This is a genomic window from Peribacillus sp. B2I2 (assembly GCF_041261685.1).
GTDB lineage: Bacteria > Bacillota > Bacilli > Bacillales > DSM-1321 > Peribacillus.
Genome location: NZ_JBGCCB010000001.1, coordinates 4267395 through 4284609, shown reverse-complemented (window position 1 = coordinate 4284609; position 17215 = coordinate 4267395). Strand labels below are relative to the sequence as shown.

General features: G+C 38.5%; 18 protein-coding genes and 1 other annotated feature. Of the genes, 15 read left to right on the top strand and 3 right to left on the bottom strand.

Going from position 1 to position 17215, the window contains the following annotated elements; all coding sequences use genetic code 11:
- Positions 1-135 precede the first annotated feature (135 nt).
- Positions 136-435 carry a hypothetical protein gene (locus ABIE66_RS21220; protein ID WP_370016190.1) on the top strand — a complete coding sequence of 100 codons (300 nt, stop codon included), beginning with the start codon at positions 136-138 and terminating at the stop codon, positions 433-435.
- Between the two features lie 72 nt (positions 436-507).
- Here the strand turns inward: ABIE66_RS21220 and ABIE66_RS21215 are convergent, their stop codons facing one another.
- Positions 508-1671 carry an MFS transporter gene (locus ABIE66_RS21215; protein ID WP_370016189.1) on the bottom strand — a complete coding sequence of 388 codons (1164 nt, stop codon included), beginning with the start codon at positions 1669-1671 and terminating at the stop codon, positions 508-510.
- Between the two features lie 188 nt (positions 1672-1859).
- On the opposite strand from ABIE66_RS21215, the gene ABIE66_RS21210 reads away from it, so the two are divergent.
- From ABIE66_RS21210 to ABIE66_RS21180, 7 genes are all read left to right on the top strand, one after another.
- Entirely contained in the window at positions 1860-2093 is a 234-nt protein-coding gene (locus tag ABIE66_RS21210) for a hypothetical protein (protein WP_370016188.1), read from the top strand.
- Positions 2094-2224: 131 nt separating this feature from the next.
- Positions 2225-2761 (top strand): hypothetical protein, encoded by a 537-nt coding sequence (locus ABIE66_RS21205; protein ID WP_370016187.1) that lies wholly within the window; start codon positions 2225-2227, stop codon positions 2759-2761.
- A gap of 348 nt (positions 2762-3109) precedes the next feature.
- Positions 3110-3346 (top strand) — a binding site (T-box leader).
- 59 nt (positions 3347-3405) lie between these two features.
- Complete coding sequence (locus ABIE66_RS21200; protein WP_370016186.1) at positions 3406-4755, top strand: amino acid permease; 1350 nt, start codon at positions 3406-3408, stop codon at positions 4753-4755.
- A gap of 243 nt (positions 4756-4998) precedes the next feature.
- The gene (locus ABIE66_RS21195) at positions 4999-5655 is read left to right on the top strand and encodes a phosphatase PAP2 family protein (protein WP_289315182.1); all 657 of its coding nucleotides are present in this window, start codon (positions 4999-5001) and stop codon (positions 5653-5655) included.
- Between the two features lie 166 nt (positions 5656-5821).
- Positions 5822-7027, top strand: coding sequence for a hypothetical protein (locus tag ABIE66_RS21190; RefSeq protein ID WP_370016185.1), 1206 nt, complete (start codon positions 5822-5824; stop codon positions 7025-7027).
- A 246-nt stretch (positions 7028-7273) separates the two neighbouring features.
- Positions 7274-7603 (top strand): PadR family transcriptional regulator, encoded by a 330-nt coding sequence (locus ABIE66_RS21185; protein WP_370016184.1) that lies wholly within the window; start codon positions 7274-7276, stop codon positions 7601-7603.
- 2 nt (positions 7604-7605) lie between these two features.
- Positions 7606-8361, top strand: a complete 756-nt coding sequence (locus ABIE66_RS21180; protein WP_370016183.1) for an HAAS domain-containing protein — start codon at positions 7606-7608, stop codon at positions 8359-8361.
- A gap of 81 nt (positions 8362-8442) precedes the next feature.
- On the opposite strand, the gene ABIE66_RS21175 is transcribed toward ABIE66_RS21180, so the two are convergent.
- Positions 8443-9831 (bottom strand): L-cystine transporter, encoded by a 1389-nt coding sequence (locus ABIE66_RS21175; protein WP_289326180.1) that lies wholly within the window; start codon positions 9829-9831, stop codon positions 8443-8445.
- A gap of 312 nt (positions 9832-10143) precedes the next feature.
- Between ABIE66_RS21175 and ABIE66_RS21170 the strand changes: the two genes are divergently transcribed.
- The 6 genes from ABIE66_RS21170 (at position 10144) to ABIE66_RS21145 (ending at position 15317) form a co-directional block, all read left to right on the top strand.
- Complete coding sequence (locus ABIE66_RS21170; protein WP_370016182.1) at positions 10144-10653, top strand: GNAT family N-acetyltransferase; 510 nt, start codon at positions 10144-10146, stop codon at positions 10651-10653.
- 156 nt (positions 10654-10809) lie between these two features.
- Positions 10810-11280, top strand: coding sequence for a VOC family protein (locus tag ABIE66_RS21165; RefSeq protein ID WP_370016181.1), 471 nt, complete (start codon positions 10810-10812; stop codon positions 11278-11280).
- 28 nt (positions 11281-11308) lie between these two features.
- A complete protein-coding gene (locus ABIE66_RS21160; protein WP_370016180.1) occupies positions 11309-12898 on the top strand; it encodes an ATP-binding protein in 1590 nt (529 codons plus the stop codon).
- A 2-nt stretch (positions 12899-12900) separates the two neighbouring features.
- Complete coding sequence (locus ABIE66_RS21155; protein WP_370016179.1) at positions 12901-13599, top strand: response regulator; 699 nt, start codon at positions 12901-12903, stop codon at positions 13597-13599.
- Positions 13600-13780: 181 nt separating this feature from the next.
- Complete coding sequence (locus ABIE66_RS21150) at positions 13781-15091, top strand: CitMHS family transporter (protein ID WP_063232505.1); 1311 nt, start codon at positions 13781-13783, stop codon at positions 15089-15091.
- A gap of 58 nt (positions 15092-15149) precedes the next feature.
- Positions 15150-15317, top strand: a complete 168-nt coding sequence (locus ABIE66_RS21145) for a hypothetical protein (RefSeq protein WP_342602701.1) — start codon at positions 15150-15152, stop codon at positions 15315-15317.
- A 144-nt stretch (positions 15318-15461) separates the two neighbouring features.
- Here ABIE66_RS21145 and yyaC read toward each other — a convergent pair whose 3' ends face one another.
- Positions 15462-16028: a spore protease YyaC gene (yyaC, locus tag ABIE66_RS21140; RefSeq protein WP_370016178.1), complete on the bottom strand. Its 567-nt coding sequence runs from the start codon at positions 16026-16028 to the stop codon at positions 15462-15464.
- Positions 16029-16306: 278 nt separating this feature from the next.
- On the opposite strand from yyaC, the gene ABIE66_RS21135 reads away from it, so the two are divergent.
- The gene (locus ABIE66_RS21135; RefSeq protein ID WP_370016177.1) at positions 16307-17170 is read left to right on the top strand and encodes a pentapeptide repeat-containing protein; all 864 of its coding nucleotides are present in this window, start codon (positions 16307-16309) and stop codon (positions 17168-17170) included.
- The last annotated feature ends 45 nt before the right edge of the window (positions 17171-17215 follow it).

Here is a 17215-nt window from a genome sequence, read left to right as displayed (position 1 = left end):
CCAATAGGTAAAAGTTTGTTATATTAAGGGAATTATCCCACTATATTGGAAAGTTATTTTCACTATCAGGGGTTGCTGCGGCAGCCTTTTTTTCTTGGATAATAAATCAGCTTAAAAGCAGAAAGCGGGTGAATGATGGTAAGAGTCATCTTAGAATTATTTCGTATCGTCACCATTATTTTCGTTATTGGAATGATTTTGGGGTTCATCATTAATTCAATCTATGCGATTTTTGGTATAACCGTAGAGAATACCACGGGCGGATGGATTGTTGGTCTGGCAATTTTTCCATTACTTTATGTACTCTATAAAAATCGGCTTCAATTTTCAGGGTTCTATAAAAATGGCGGACAAGTAAAACTCTCAAACAGGACAACTACAATTCTGCTTTGCATCTCCGTGCTAATGTTAACGGTTGCCCCCTTATTTCGCTAATGGAAACTACATTCGAATGCAAAAAGAGCATGTTTTGATCAAAACATGCTCTTTTTTATACCGTTTTTTGGATTATACAGCTTCCTCTGCAGTATCGAGCCTCTTGCCATATATCCGATAAAGAACCAAAGCAAATACCATTCCTATGAAGGAGATGGAGGAGATGAACAGGTAAAGGGTCTTGCCCCCGAAAGCCCCATATATGGCTCCGCCTATATAAGAAGCAATGATTCCCGAAACCCCGAAGAATAGCAGCGCCAGTACCGTCTGGCCTGTAGCACGCCATTCCACCGGAACGATCCTATACAGATATTGGATGGCGGCCGAGTAGAAAATGGGGAACGTCAATAGCTGCATGACCTGCAAATAAGCTAATAGCTGTGGATCGGTTATCCACGCAGAGACGAAATAACGGATAAAGAAAAACGCCGCTGCAAACGAAATGATGATGATTTCCTTACCCTTGCGCAGCCACCAGAAGCTTAGGGCGAATACAACGATTTCACTTCCTGCCGCTAAGAACCAGGTCAAGCCTACAAGCTTGGCACTTCCTCCAAGTTCCCGGATATACACTCCGAGGAAAGTATCGTTCATCCTTGCTGGAACAGCACAGATAAACACCAATAACAGAAAGAGAAGTGTCTCTTTATTGCTGAAAAAGTGCTTAAGGCTGCTTAAAGTGACAGGTTTTCCTGAAACGGGTGCATCAGGCATCATCCAGCTGACGATGAAGCTGATCAAACCTATGCCGGCAAAAAGGAAGGCCAGGCTGTTCGCTCCGAAATATGACATAACATAGCCGGTGATCAGCGATATGACCGCATAACCCAATGCACCATATGTCCGGATGGAGCCGTAGCTGATCCCGGATTTCTCTGCCATCGTAAAATTGAGGCTTTCCGTCAGGGGATCGATCGGCATCAGAAAGAAATATAGCAGCATGGCAAACAGGATGAGCTGAAGATAACTGCTTGAATCATAGAGGAAATAACCGATTACGCTCGAGAAAAAGATGAGTAACAACAGGACTTTTCGTATAGTCCTTGTTTTGTCGCTGATCATTCCCCATAAAGGCTGGGTAATGAGGGTGACAAAACCTCCTGTACCGATGATGAATCCGATTTGGGCTGGACGCAAACCTTGATCAGCCAGATAGACTGGGAGAAACGGAATGAAAATGGCAAGCAGTCCAAAATATAAAAAGTTAAAACTCTTTAATAATCGTATTGCTTTCATAAAAAATATGATACCTCACGTGTTCTATAGAGTGGATTGATTTCAGACCATGTTATTGTATCATTGATGACAGAATTTGAAAAAATAGTTTTAAAATAGATTTGATTTCGAGGTTAAATCTCACTTTTAAAAAATGGATGTAAATGATAGAATTAACACTTATTGTTATTTAAAGAGGGTGGTAATTCATGGACCAGGACACAAAAGTGATTCAAGAGTTGCAGCAATTGAAGCAAAAAGTCGGTCATCTTGAAGACTTATTAACGCAGCAACAGAATAAAAAGGAAAAAGCAGGACCATTTCGAATTTTCCTGGACGCAGTAGGCTCACTGCTATTTGGATTAATTGTTGTAGGACCGGTTATAGTGATTGTCGTTGGGGTTCTGATGGTGGTTGCATCATGGTTAGGGATAAGGTTTTAAAAGGTTAGGAGAGTCTGGGAAAATCGAGAAGCTTATTTAAAAATATTGATTTGATTAGGTGACCAGTGGGAATTATTGATGATGGATAGGGAAAAGGGTTTTTCTATATATTGTAATTTTATTCGCGTCGAATGCATGATTTAAGTATTGCATCTTTTCTTAAAAGGGGGATTTTTAAAGTGAAAGTAGTGCTACCTTTTGCAATAGCCATGATTGCACTTACAGGGTGTTCTGCAATAGCCGATAATGGAACCAGTGAATTGAAATGGTATAAAACCAAAGAAGAAACGATTAATCATGGCATTAAAGAAGAAAAGATGAAAAAAGAAGACATCATTGGAGAAGTTAGTGAAAACGGAGAAACATTTGTTATTTATAAGAAACAATTTGAAGAAGGCTTGGGAGTAGGGGTATCAAGCATTAGTGAGCAAGAAGGAAAGTTTGCTTGGTATGACCCTGATCAAGATGTTCTTGTTAAAAACGATAAAGTCAAAAAGTATTCCTCCCAGATCAGTTGGGGAACAACAACACAATCAGGAAAGGATTTTACAATTTACACTGGATTAAGTGAAGATCAAAGTCCTATCGTTAAAACACAAACTAGTGAAGTAAGCCCTGCAATAGACAAGGAAAGTGGGATTTATTTCTATATAGAACCTGCTAAATAAGTCATAAGAACATTTGTTGAATTTACGAAACTACTGGTAAATTGAGGGTATCCATAAAGGGCACTCTTTGTCTTTAGGAAACCTTGCAAATACGCTTCAACCATCATGGATTCTTCATTTTAATCATTTAAGACTATCTAACACTTGATTTTGCAGCCGCTGGATGTTCCTTATGTGCTATTAAATTTGTATATTATTTTTCCGCCAGTATCCTATAATTGGATCAAGGGCTTTCACGATTTCCCCTAATTTGTTTCTTTGAAAATATTATCCTAAGAAAGTTATTGACAAATTTACCTTGAGTCCGTATAGTATGGGATATTATTAAAAATATTCAGATATAATTTTTCAAACGCAATGAACAGGAGTAGTAAAAGCTCATTATTCGGTGAAGAGAGCTGCGGGTTGGTGCAACGCAGTCCAATGATACTTTGAACTTGCCTGGGAGTGGTAAAGCGAAAGATAGGAATGATTCCATTCTTTTGTTTTAACGATTAACCTTCGTTACAAGGTTTTTAAAGCAGGGTTCTTTAATGAGCCAATAAGAGTGGTACCGCGGTAAGCTTAAGGCATATCGTCTCTTTCTTCATTTGATTATGAAGGAAGAGACGATATGCTTTTTTTGATTTTTGGGAGGTAAGGATATGGAAACGGACAAACGGAATTTACAGAGGACAATGACTTCAAGGCATATTACGATGATGGCATTAGGCGGTGCCATCGGGGCAGGTTTATTTAAAGGGAGCAGTTCAGCCATTGATATGGCAGGCCCTTCCGTAATCATTGCGTACTTGATAGGAGGCATCATCCTATTATTCATCATGCAAGGTTTAGCTGAAATGGCGGTCCGCAATAGCGGTGCACGAACATTCAGGGATTTGGTCGAATCGATCTTAGGAAAGTATCCTGCCTATTTCCTGGATTGGATCTATTGGAAAATGTGGGTATTGAATATCGCGGCCGAATCAGTGGTTGCGGCGATTTTCCTTCAATATTGGCTGCCCGGATATCCAATCTGGATACTGGCATTAGCTGTTTCGGTGTTAGTTACTGCGGTTAACTTGCTGTCGGTAAAGGTTTTTGCTGAAACGGAGTACTGGCTTGCTTTAATTAAGATTACGGTCATCATTGTGTTCATCATGGCTGGATTATTGTTGCTGCTCGTTACTTTTGGTGATCATACCGCGGTCGGTTTTTCTAACTTGACCGAACATGGCGGTTTCTTTCCGAATGGATCGACGGGTTTGATCACGGCGATGCTGGTGGTAATCTATTCATATGGCGGTACGGAAATCATCGGAGTCACATTAGCTGAAACGAAAAATCCTGAAAAAGTGGTTCCAAAGGCGGTTCGCAGTACATTGGTCAGGATCATTTCTTTCTATATCATTCCTTTTTTCATCATCGTTAGCTTAATTCCTTGGAACGAAGTAAACGGGGTGAAGGAAAGTCCGTTTGTAATGGTCTTTCAAATGATCGGGATTCCAGGTGCCGATCATATCATGAATGCCGTTGTTCTTTTAGCGATCATATCATCGATGAACTCCGGGTTGTATGGTTCATCCCGCGTTCTGTATACACAAGCCGTGGATGGTCGCGTTCCGAAAATCTTTTCCCGTTTATCCAAGAAGAAGGTACCTGTTCCCGCAATATTAATATGTACTTCCGCTTTATATGGCGGTGTATTGATTTCCTTATTTGCTGGAAGCAAGACTTTTGATTTCCTAATGGGATCGCTGGGATATACCGTATTATTCATCTGGTTGATCATTGCATTCGCCCATTTGAAATCACGTAAACAACAGTCCGGAAAAACAAGTGACTATTCGGTAAAATGGTTCCCGTATACGACATGGGCTGCGATCATCGCTTTAATAACGATCCTGATCGGAATCATTTTCACGACATCCATAATCGTAACGATCATTACACTTTGCATCTATATCTTCATTACCTTGACGTATGTATGGAAAAGAAGGCTTAACAAAATCTAGCAGTAAGCGGGGCATAAATAAAGTTTCAGTTTCAAGCCGTGGTATGCATACCATGGCTTTCCTTATGTCATGCAGCTGAATGGGAATTTAGTTATTTTTGGTCTACAACTGGAAAAGTAAGAGATATCCATTTTACTAGTTCATGGGAATCATTAACTTTAGCATATAAATAATCAATCTAGCGAAAAATGTTGTATAATAATCTTTGGAAATTACCCAATATATTGAAAGCCGGAGCGAGCTATGAAAAACAATCCTATCTTATCCTTTCACCCGTTATGCTATTTATTACTTTTAATGATTACTAGTTCCATCTACTCGGTAATCAATCAATCTTCAGGTCACGCTGTCGATGTTACGACTATAATAGATGGGGAGATTCCCTTTATTAAAGAATTTGTCGTTCCATATTTACTTTGGTATCCGTATATTTATGGATTGCTGATTTACTACTGTTTTGTTGACCGTAAGCACTATTTTGTGGCATTAGGCAGCTTGATATCGGGGAAACTTCTCTGTTTTCTTGTATATTGCCTATGGCAATCGACAGTCCCGCGTCCAGAAGTGGTGGGGAACGATATCTTTGCCCATTTAATGCGATTCGTTTATAGTCATGATCAACCTGTCAACTGTCTGCCGAGCATTCATGTACTGACTACATTCATCATGATGATCGTCGTCCATAAGCGGAAAGAACAGCATAAATGGGAGTATGCCAGTGTCACTGCATTCGGAACACTGATTATCCTTTCCACGCTATTTACGAAACAGCATGCTGTATTGGATGTGCTGGCCGGAATACTCCTTGCATATGGGGTGTATGCTTCGATCCAGTATATGTACCAAGCGTTTTCGGCTTATCAGGCCAATCATTATCCAGCGAGGCAAATAAAAAAATGATCTCAGGCCACATTACATGAAAAATGCCACTGTAAGATATTCGCTCCCGTGAGCTGATATTTTACAGTGGCATTTTGTGTTTCTATTAAGAATTTGGATATTTATGTTAAATCATATATGGTATTATGTTTTTAACCGAATTGAAACAGTGGAGGGGAGGTAAGAAATGACTCATTATCTTAATCGAATTGCTGAAGACTTAGTTAAAGAGAAAGTGGAAAATTATTGGCCGGGTTTTGAACTCGTTGCTTATGCATTATATGATAGGAGAAATGTTTATCTATTCAATCATCCTAAATTTAGTAGCAATCAACAAGATAGATTTCATATTTTAAGATGGGATGTACAGTTTACTGGAGATACAATCATTATATATGAAGAATATCCCACTGCGATTGTCAATATGGAATCATATGAGGAATATGAAGGTTTGTATTCAATACTGATTCACGAATTATTTCACGGGCATCAGTATATAAAAAGTGAAAAACGGTTTCCAGATGAAATGATGGGAATTACATATCCGTTGTCAAAAGGTAATGTGGAATTACGAAATCAGGAAAGAACAAATCTTTATAATGCATTGTTGGAAAATAACATAATTAAGAAGAAACAATATCTTAATACTTTCATTGCCTTAAGAGAAAAAAGAACAGCCAAGATTACAGGGTACCTAACATATGAAAAATTAATTGAAACCGTTGAGGGACCTGCGTTGTATGTGGAATTAAAGGCTTACTCGGAAAAAAGCCCACTTGATTACGATTCAGTTTTAAGAATGTATGGACAGGACTTAATGAACAAATATGAATCTACTTCTAATATAAGAAGGAGTAGTTATAGTTCCGGCTTGTTTATGTGCTTGTTACTCGAAGAGCTTTCGCCAGGTTGGATGGAAAGTTTTTTTGATATAGAAGATACATTATATGACCTATTAAAACAACAGTCCGGTGACTATATGGTATATTCAATAGCTGATGTTAAAATAAGTTCTGAAACAGAGGAAGTCGTTAATTTTGCTATGGAAAAGAGATTCAAAGCATTTGAAGAGTTTAATGAACAAGCAGGTATTCATCTATATATTGAAGGGGAAATAACTGCTATATCCTTTGACCCTATGAATATCATCCCATTAGAAGATAGACTTTTACATAAGAGCTTTATAAAAGTAAGAATGAATAATCAAGATTTTCTTATTCAACAACCTGTTATTGCCCATGTTGATAATGGAATTCAAAACATAAATAAACTACACCTGTTATTAGAGAATGCCCCCATTGAAAACATTGATTCGATTACAATTAATGATGTTGGAGAAATAAAGGGAAGATATAAGAAACAAGAAAATAACTTGCATTTACTTATTGATTAAAATGTATCCTCAATTTTTTATTAAATTTTATATGAAATCTTTTCGGGATTGTCCCTTTTTGTTAAATCGCCCAAAATTTTAAAACGCAAAAAAAGAATAAATCTCACTACAGGAATAATAAGGGATAAATGACTTGCAATACCAGGTAGTGAAATGTAAAATAAAGTATATCTTGCTTTGCAAGGTAAATATTTTTGGGCCCAATACCTTGTTATACAAGACAAAGGAAGAAGTGATTCAATATCCATGTCATCAACTCAAATGCTTAAAGGGATTTTGGAAGGTTGTCTGTTAGCGATCATTAAAGAAGGGGAAGTTTATGGGTACGAATTAGCCGAGAAGCTTGGGGAATATGGGTTTGATTCTTTAAGTGAAGGTACCATCTATCCCTTATTAATACGCATGCAGAAAGAAAAATTAGTCAATACCACTTTAAAGAAATCGACAGCGGGACCTAGCCGGAAGTATTACTCGTTATCTGAAAAAGGCGAGAGCGAACTGGAAGTCTTCATTGACCGCTGGGATAAGCTAAGTTCAAATGTAAATAAAATAGTGAAAAACCAAGGGGGAATGTAGCGGTGCTTGATGTTAACAAAACGTTATCCAAGGAGAGTCAAACCTTTTTGGAAAACCTCAGATTATACCTTTTTTCGAGTGGGAAGAAAACCGATGCAATTGAGGATATCATTGAAGAGTTAGAGGTCCATCTTTTTGAAGCGGAGTGTGATGAAAAAAGTGTAGAACATATCATAGGCAGTAGTCCAAAAGAGTACATGAAACTTCTTTCTGATGAAATGTCAGTTGATTTTAAGGGATGGTTTAAATATATATTGATGATTTTATTTGGGGCATTTTCCTATTTGATTATTGATAAGGCTTTAAATGGTGGAATTGAATTTTCGTTTTTGGAGATCATCGGTTATCCTATGGCTGGAATCCTTTCAATATTAGTTTATATGATATCTTTCAGGTATATGGCGAGGCATAAATTATCCATGTTCAAGCAAGGTGTAATCCTATTTGCCCTAGGCATGATATCGATAGCATTGTTTGCAGGTTTAATTATTTTTAGTGGAATTCATAGCACAACTTTTATAAAACTTGAAAACACAGGTACTATTGTTGCTGTAATACTAGCCATTTCTATATTCATCCTCATATCCATATGGAGTAAAACCTGGGTTTCCATCATCATTCCAATATTGCTTTTTGCACCAAAACTTTTATTGACCAATTATCAAGGGAACGTAAATTTGATATTGAGCAGTGTCATAACGATGCTGAGTATCCTTCTTTATTGTGGATATACCATCAGGAAAACCAAAAGTGATTGAAGTGATTATATAGTTCCAATTTACAAGCAAATAAAAAGCATCAAACTTCCCATAAGGCAGGAAGTCCGATGCTTTTTTATTTTACATTTCAGCTTCAATTTTCAAAGATGATTCTTCGCTGAATTGTTCTTTATCCAGGTCACCCGTTATTTTACTTGTCAGAATACCGGAAGTCATGCTGCCGCTGACATTGACAGCCGTTCTTCCCATATCGATCAATGGCTCGACGGAAATCAATATACCAGCCAAAGCGATTGGCAAGTTCATTGCAGATAATACTAGAATGGCAGCGAATGTTGCTCCTCCACCTACACCTGCAACCCCGAAAGAGCTAATGGCCACGACGGCAATCAACATGGCTATAAAGGAAGGCGATAGTGGGTCGATTCCCACCGTTGGAGCGATCATGACCGCTAACATGGCCGGATAGATACCGGCACAGCCATTTTGACCGATCGATAAGCCGAAGGATCCGGCAAAGTTGGCAATTCCTTCGGACACCCCTAGTTGTTTCTGTGTTTGGATGTTCAATGGAAGTGCTCCTGCACTTGTTCTCGAAGTGAAGGCAAACGATAATACCGGGAAAGCTTTTCTCAAATATACCATTGGATTCAATCCTGAAATCGTCAGCAATAACAAATGGATGAGGAACATGACAATCAGGGCGACATAAGAGGCACCGACGAATTTCCCCAATTTCAGGATGGCATCCAAATCACTCGTAGCTACTGTTTTCGTCATGATCGCCAAGATTCCGTATGGTGTTAAACGAAGGATCAATGTGACTACTCGCATGGTGATGCTGTGCAATGTATCTACTATTTTAGCAAAAAATTCAGCTTGTTCAGGCTGCTTCCTTTTGACGCCTAAATAGGCAATCCCAAGAAATGCGGCAAAAATCACAACTGAAATGGTTGATGTCGGTCGTGCTCCCGTTAAATCAAGGAACGGATTGGAAGGAATCAATTCAAGGATTTGCTGCGGCATCGTTTTATCCTGAATCGTACCGTAAGTTTCCGTTATTTCATCCCCGCGGCTTAACTCTGCATCCCCTTGGTCAATTTGAACGGCTTCCAAATTGAACACAGTTGCCGAGGTAATCCCGACGGCTGCTGCAATCGCAGTCGTTCCAAGCAGGATTCCGATGATCAGGATACTGATCTTTCCGATATTGCTAGTTAGTTTCAATCTTGTAAATGCGGATAAGATCGAAATGAAGACAAGCGGCATAACGATCATTTGCAGGAACTTGACATAGCCTGAACCTACAATGTTAAACCAATCGACCGATTTAACGATCGCTTCTGACTGAGGTTCATAGAAAAACTGCAAAAGAAGTCCGAATACAATCCCTAAACCAAGTCCAGTAAAGACCCTTTTTGTAAAGGAAACATGCTTCTTATTCATGTAAAATAAAACGCCTAAAAGAACGAGCATTATGGCAAGATTTAAAAACACATAACCAATCATATATATTCCTCCTAATTCCGATTAACCAAATGAGAATAATGAATATCTGATGACTATGATACATCATCCGTTGATTTATTACCAGAAGAAAATAATTTATTTTTGACATTTCAAGTAATTCATGTATATATCCATATTCATGGACTGAATAAGAAGTCACAAAAAAGAGGTATACAAATCTTCAAGCTTAGAATACAAATCTTCCATTATATATCTTTATCAGGAAGGATAAGCCCTTGGTTTTCTTGAATGATAGGTATGGAAGATATCAGGTCGCATATATTAAACGTTTATTGAAAGGATGAAGGAATGATGGATATATACATTGAGAGGCTTAATGAACAGGATGCAAAAGAGTTATTTGCATTTGAATGCAATAATAGAAGGTTTTTCGAGCAAACGGTCCCAGGCCGGGGAGATGATTATTATAGCTTTGGAACGTTTGCAATCAGGCATAAGGAATTATTAAAAGAACAAGAGGATGCTATCTCCTCTTTTTATCTGATTAAGGAAGACTCAGGAACAATCGTCGGCAGGATTAATCTTGTGGATATCGACCCGATTAATGGTACGGCTCATGTCGGTTATAGAATCGGTGAAGCGTTTACGCAAAAAGGGATTGCGAACGAAGCTTTAAGGCTTTTGGTTAATCTGGCACCGGAAATGAATGTGACTCAAATACATGCCAAAACGACAAGCGACAATATTGCCTCCCAAAAGGTTTTGGTGAAAAACGGTTTTGAACGGATTTCGATTAATGAGGAAATTAGTGCGGATACGGGTCAAAGGCTAACATTCTACCATTATAGTAAGAAATTATAAATCCATTTTCTTATATTAATAATAGGGAAAGGGCAGGAGTGACGATTGTAAGGGACCTTGGGTGTTGTAGCAATGAAGAAATATTCCCGAGATATTTTCCCGGCATGTATAATTAGTAAAAGGCGTCCTTACTTAAAGTGGAAAGGAGAATTTACGATGATAGAAGGTTTATATGAAGCCCATTTGCCCGTCAAGAACCTGGCCATCTCAATCGATTTTTATAAGAAAATAGGCTTGAAACCAGCTTGGAGGGATGAAGATACTGCCTTCTTTTGGATCGAGGAAAACAAAAGCTGGGTTGGCCTATGGGAAGGGAAAGAATATCAAACTCCATACCACCCTTCACTAAGGCATATCGCATTTCGGGTATCTTATGAAAATATGAAAAATGCATTAACTTGGCTCCAATCTCTAAAAATTGAAGTCGTCCCTTTTGGAAAAAGGACATCGATTGAACCTTTTGTGCGCCCGCACCAAGGAAACGCTTCCGTCTATTTTAATGATCCGGATGGCAATAGTCTCGAACTTATGTGTTCGATAGATGTCCCTGATGCATATACACATATGACCGAAAAACTTTCACTTGAAGAATGGGAAGAACTATTGACTCAATACGGAAAGGCTTAGGGCATAAATGCGGATGTTTAAAATTAGAGTGAACTTATTAACTCAAATGACCTTACTTATCATATTCGTTGTTTTTATCAGTACCTTGCTTGTGAGCATTCTATTCTCCACACTGCTGGAAGACATCGTCGAAAACCAAATGGGGAAGCAAGCAATGACGGTGGCCAAATTAGCGGCTCAAAATCCAACGATCATCCAGGGATTTAACGAAGATCAGCCATCAGAGGTGATTCAACCCGCATCAGAAATGATTCGTCAAACAACGGGTGCCGATTATGTAACCATTGCGAATCATAAAGGACTTCGCTACTCTCATCCTAATCCAGATTATATCGGTAAGCCTACGGCTACGAGTAATGATCCAGTACTCAAAGAACACAAATCAATTATTTATCAAGGAAATGGGATATCGGGGCCAGCGATTAAAGCTAAGGCGCCTATCTGGAATGATAAAGGGGAAGTTATCGGTGTTTCATCTGTAGGGTTTTTGATAGAGAATGTGCAAGATCAACTGTCCAATTATAAAATGAAGATTATTCATTTGTCACTTATCCCAATCATGGTGGGAATCGTATGGGCGATATTTATAGCGCGGCGCTTAAAAAAGCTTATTTTAGGTCTAGAGCCGGAGGAAATTTCTTTTCTTTTTCAAGAAAGGGAAGCGACACTTGATGCCATCCGATATGCCACCATTACGATTAATATTGAAAAACAGGTTACTTCCATGAATAAAAGAGCACGTGAAATGTTTCATGACCATCAGCTAATGGTGGGTAAGCGGATCGTAAATGGGCATTTAGAAAAACTCATCAAAATGGTAATCAGCACAAAAGAGGGACAGTTCAATCGTAAGTTACTTTTAGGGCAACAGCTCTACATTTTGGATTTATCCCCAATCTTAAATCATAATGACGTCAGGGGCATCGTTTTAACAATAAGAACAGTATCCGAAATTGAACAATTAACAGATGAATTTTCAGAAATCAAGGCCTTTTCAGAAAATATGCGGGCACAAAACCATGAGTTTTTAAACAAATTAAATACCATTTATGGATTAGTTAGTTTAAAACAATACGATAGGGCATTGGACATCATCTCTTCAGAAGTGAGGGAGAGGCAAGATATCATTTCGTTTCTAATGTCATCAGTTAAAGATCCTTTAATAGCCGCCTGTTTACTTGGAAAGATAAACCGTTCAAAAGAACTGCAGGTTATATTAGAAATAGAACAGGAAAGCAATTTAAATAATTCATTAAAACCTGAGGATTCCCATCACTTGGTTTCCGTTATTGGTAATGTCATCGATAATGCGATGGAGGCAGCACGGCAAAAGAACAAAAATGAAGGAAAGGTCAAAATTTCGTTTACGGATTTAGGAAACGAAATTATATTTGATATCGAGGATAACGGTCCAGGAATCCCTGATGCCATGGGAGATATTATTTTTACAGATGGTTATACGACTAAAAATGGAGAAAATCATGGGATCGGCTTGGCCATTGTAAAAAACTCCATTGGTCTTTTAAGCGGTGAAATTTATATTGATCGCAGTTATTTGGGAGGAGCAAGATTTACCATCGTCATCCCGAAGGATTTAAAAGCAGAAAGGGAGGCTTAAGAATGTCCAAAGGACCGATTACAGTCGTCATTGTTGAAGATGACGAAAATGCAGTGAATATATATAAACAATTTACGAATCAACTTGATCAATTCACTGTCATTGCTACAGCTAGCACAGGCAAGAAAGCATTAAATATTTTGCATGCCGCACAACCGGACTTAATTTTATTGGATATCTTTTTACCAGATATGAATGGAATTGACCTTCTTCGGGAAATTAGGAGGGAATACCGGGGAATTGATGTAATTCTGATCACCGCCGCGAATGATACCGAAACAGTCAGTGAAGCGATTAGGGGAGGCGCGTTTGGTTACCTTATTAAACCGATCATTATCGATAAGCTTCTTGCAACGCTCAATCAATACGATCAGACGAGACGGCAGCTACATAATAACAATTTAGTAAATCAGGATAAAGTCGATACTCTTTTTCGGACCATAAGTAATCCAAATACAGTAAATGATGTCCAAATCCTACCCAAGGGAATTGACAAACATACCTTGAAAATGGTCAGAAGCAAGATTCAAAACGTCAATGGCAGTTTAAATGCTGATGAACTGGGTCAACTCGTTGGAATTAGTTATTCAACCATGCGCAGATATCTGGAGTATTTAGTTTCCTGTGATGAAATGGAAGTTGAGGTTTTGTATGGTAGTATTGGAAGGCCTGAAAGAAAATATAAAATAAAACACCTATAAATCCCTGTTGATGAAATTCATTTTCATCAATGGGGTTTTTTCTTTTTCAGGCGTGAAAAAAATGAATAAAACTCTTATTACTTTCTTTATATGTGAATAAGGCTTAATGGATGATAGTCTCTAAAGAAAGCGCTATCAAAAAAGATAGTAATATTTTATCAATAAGGAAGGGAGCATGAAGATGTTATCCATTTTAGGATTTTCCATGATTGCAGTATTCATGTATTTAATTATGTCGAAGCGGCTATCAGCACTAGTGGCCATTATGCTCGTTCCAATCGTATTTGGAGTGATTGGAGGATTCTTTACAGAACTGGGACCCATGATGCAGGATGGGGTAGAAGGAATAGCTTCCACAGCCATAATGATTTTATTTGCTATTTTATATTTTGGAATAATGATAGATTCCGGTTTATTCGATCCTCTCATTTCTAAAATATTGAAAATAGTAAAAGGAGATCCATTAAAAATAGTTTTAGGAACCGCGATTCTCTCAATGACCGTCGCATTAGATGGCGACGGGACAACTACTTATATCATTACCGTCTCAGCGCTTTTACCCCTTTATAAGCGTCTGGGGATGAACAAAATAATATTAGCCACTGTAGCCATGTTATCCATGGGTGTAATGAATATGACACCGTGGGGGGGAGCTTCCGCCATGGCGATGGCCTCGTTGAACATTGACGCATCGGAATTGTTCTTACCAATGATTCCTGTCATGGGATTTGGCCTCATTTGGGTTCTTGTTGTGGCTTTTATATTGGGAAAAGGGGAACGAAAGAGATTGGGCGTTGTGGAGATCCAGCATAATCACACAAAAGAAATGAATTCGGAGGCTAATTCCGAGTTAGCGGCAACAACGGTCTCCCGTGATTATCGTCGACCGAAATTGGTTTGGTTCAACTTCATTTTAACGATTGTGCTCATGGCATCATTAATCATTGATTTTATGTCTTTAACCATTTTATTCATGGTTGCTTTCGCCATTGCGCTATTGGTCAATTACCCTGATTTAAAGGATCAGCAGGATCGAATCGCCATTCATTCGAAAAATGCATTGGCCGTCGTTTCCATTGTCATTGCAGCCGGGATTTTTACCGGCATCATGTCTGGAACGAAAATGATTGATGCAATGGCCATTACGTTGGTCTCGCTGATCCCAGAATCTTTAGGACCATTTTTACCGGTAATTGTTGCGTATGCCAGTGCCCCTTTTACTTTCTTTATGTCAAATAATGCATTCTATTTTGGCGTACTTCCCATTATCGCACAGGCAGCTGATGCTTACGGAATTAGCGCGGCAGAAATAGGACGCGCCTCGATAATAGGGCAGCCGATACACGTATTGAGTCCTTTGGTGGCTGCAGCCCATTTGCTAATAGGTTTAGTGGGCACTGACTTCGGGGATTTACAACGGTTTGCCGTGAAATGGGCATTAGGGACTGTCACTGTCATGACAATAGCAGCGATAATCTTGGGAGTCATTTAGTGAAAAGGGACGGTAACCCTATCTTACGATCATGAAATTGATAATTGGAGGATCTTCAATGTGGATCATCACACTCTATAAAAACAGAGGTATTGTAATGTATGAATTTGAAACAGAACAAGCCGCAAGGGAAGTTTTCCGTAATATTCAGGGCAATAGGATTCTATCAGAAGTTATTTACTATAATGACCCAGGTTTAGCACATCAGGTTGGACAAGAAGCATAATGATAGCAATGAATCGAAGAGGTGGTTTATGGGCTAGTTAAGAATAAAGGGTAACTTTACAAAATATGATGATTAAAACACAAATCAAACAGCAAATTGTTTACCCCAAAAAAGCTAAGGCTTTATTGGGGTTTTACTATTATTTTAGACGGCTTTAACTATGATTTTTGTGGTAATCTTCGCAAGATTCATGACAGTATCCAGTCTCGTACCATTTAAAGATTGTTGGGGCAAAAGGGGATCTAAATAATTCACGACGGCTTTTAGGTGATAATCACTCAATTCAGGTAATGATTTACTCATGGCTTCACCAGGGCTAAAAGGACCTTTTGTCAGAAATATAGAACCTATTTGATGATAACCTCCCAAACAAGCATCGATGCCAAAAATAAAGGGATTTTTAAATTGCTTCTTTATTTCTTTAAAAACACTTTTCAAATTAAGGGCGTGAACAGGTTCTGCAAGTGTTCCGAAGACAGGATAAGGGACTTGGTTTTCTCTTAGCATCGTCCCTACTAAAGGCCCGAATGAATCACCCGTGGAACGATCTGAACCAATACATAAAAAGATGATTTCTTTGGACGTTGGCCGTAGAATCCTTGCGATTTGAAAAGACATTTCGTCTATTTCACCTTCTGCCTCCAACGTGTAGTTGCAATACTGCATTTCTTTTTTTGTCTCGCCTTTTTTTCTGCCGTTAAAAGGATACATGCCTACACCCCCTGGAGTTCCATGATCTTGAAGAAATTATAACATGATTAATAATTCCTCGAAATATTATGGAAATCACTTGCCTTCCTGATTAATTTCATATTTTCAGTTTCGCAATTAATCTCAAAAAAATACAGCAGCCATATCAATTGGATTATCATTTCTTGATTATTTGTATTTTGTAAATATGTAGATTAATTGGGATTTTTGATAAAATAGTAGAAAACAAAAAAATCTACTAGTATGAAACAATTGGTTTTATAGAAGGAAGTGTAAGTATGTTTAATCAATTAACGAATAACGATAGTATTCTTAATCAATTACGTGCACACTGTGAGAATTGTTTCGGTTTGTGCTGTGTAGCTCTGCCTTATGCAAAATCTGCTGATTTTGCATTGGATAAAGATGGAGGTACACCATGTTCAAACCTGCAATCGGATTATCGTTGCGGCATCCATGAAAATCTCAGAGCAAAAGGATATCGAGGCTGTACGGTATATGAATGCTTCGGTGCAGGTCAGAAGGTATCTCAACTCACTTATGAAGGAAACGATTGGAGAGATAACCCAGCGTCAGCAAAGGAAATGTTCGAGGTATTTCCTATTATGCAACAACTTCATGAAATGCTTTGCTACTTGAATGAAGCACTGAATTTAGAAGATGCGAAACCTCTTCATCGAGATTTGCAGGCCGCTTTTGAAGAAACGGAATATCTCACTCAGCAAAGCCCAGAAGCTATCATGAATCTAAATGTACCAGCCCATAGAGCGACCGTTAATGAGCTACTTCTGCGCACAAGTGAACTGGTACGTGCAATGGTACCAAATAAGAAAAATGGAAATCGAAAGAAACAGAACAAAATAGGCAGGGGTAGTGACCTTATTGGTGCAAAGTTGAGAGGTGCAGACCTTAGAGGGGCGAATTTAAGAGGGGCCTTGTTTATTGCAACTGACCTCAGAGAAGCTGACATGAGAGTGACTGATCTTATCGGCGCAGACTTTAGGGACGCTGATTTGCGCGGTGCCGACCTCACTGGAAGTTTCTTCATCACACAAGCACAGGTTAACTCGGCTAAAGGTGATATGAAAACGAAATTGCCGCTTTCTTTAAGCATTCCCGATCACTGGAGAAAAGAAGGCTAGCTAGGATCGGAGCTAACTTTTATGCAGAGTTCATAGATAAGAAAA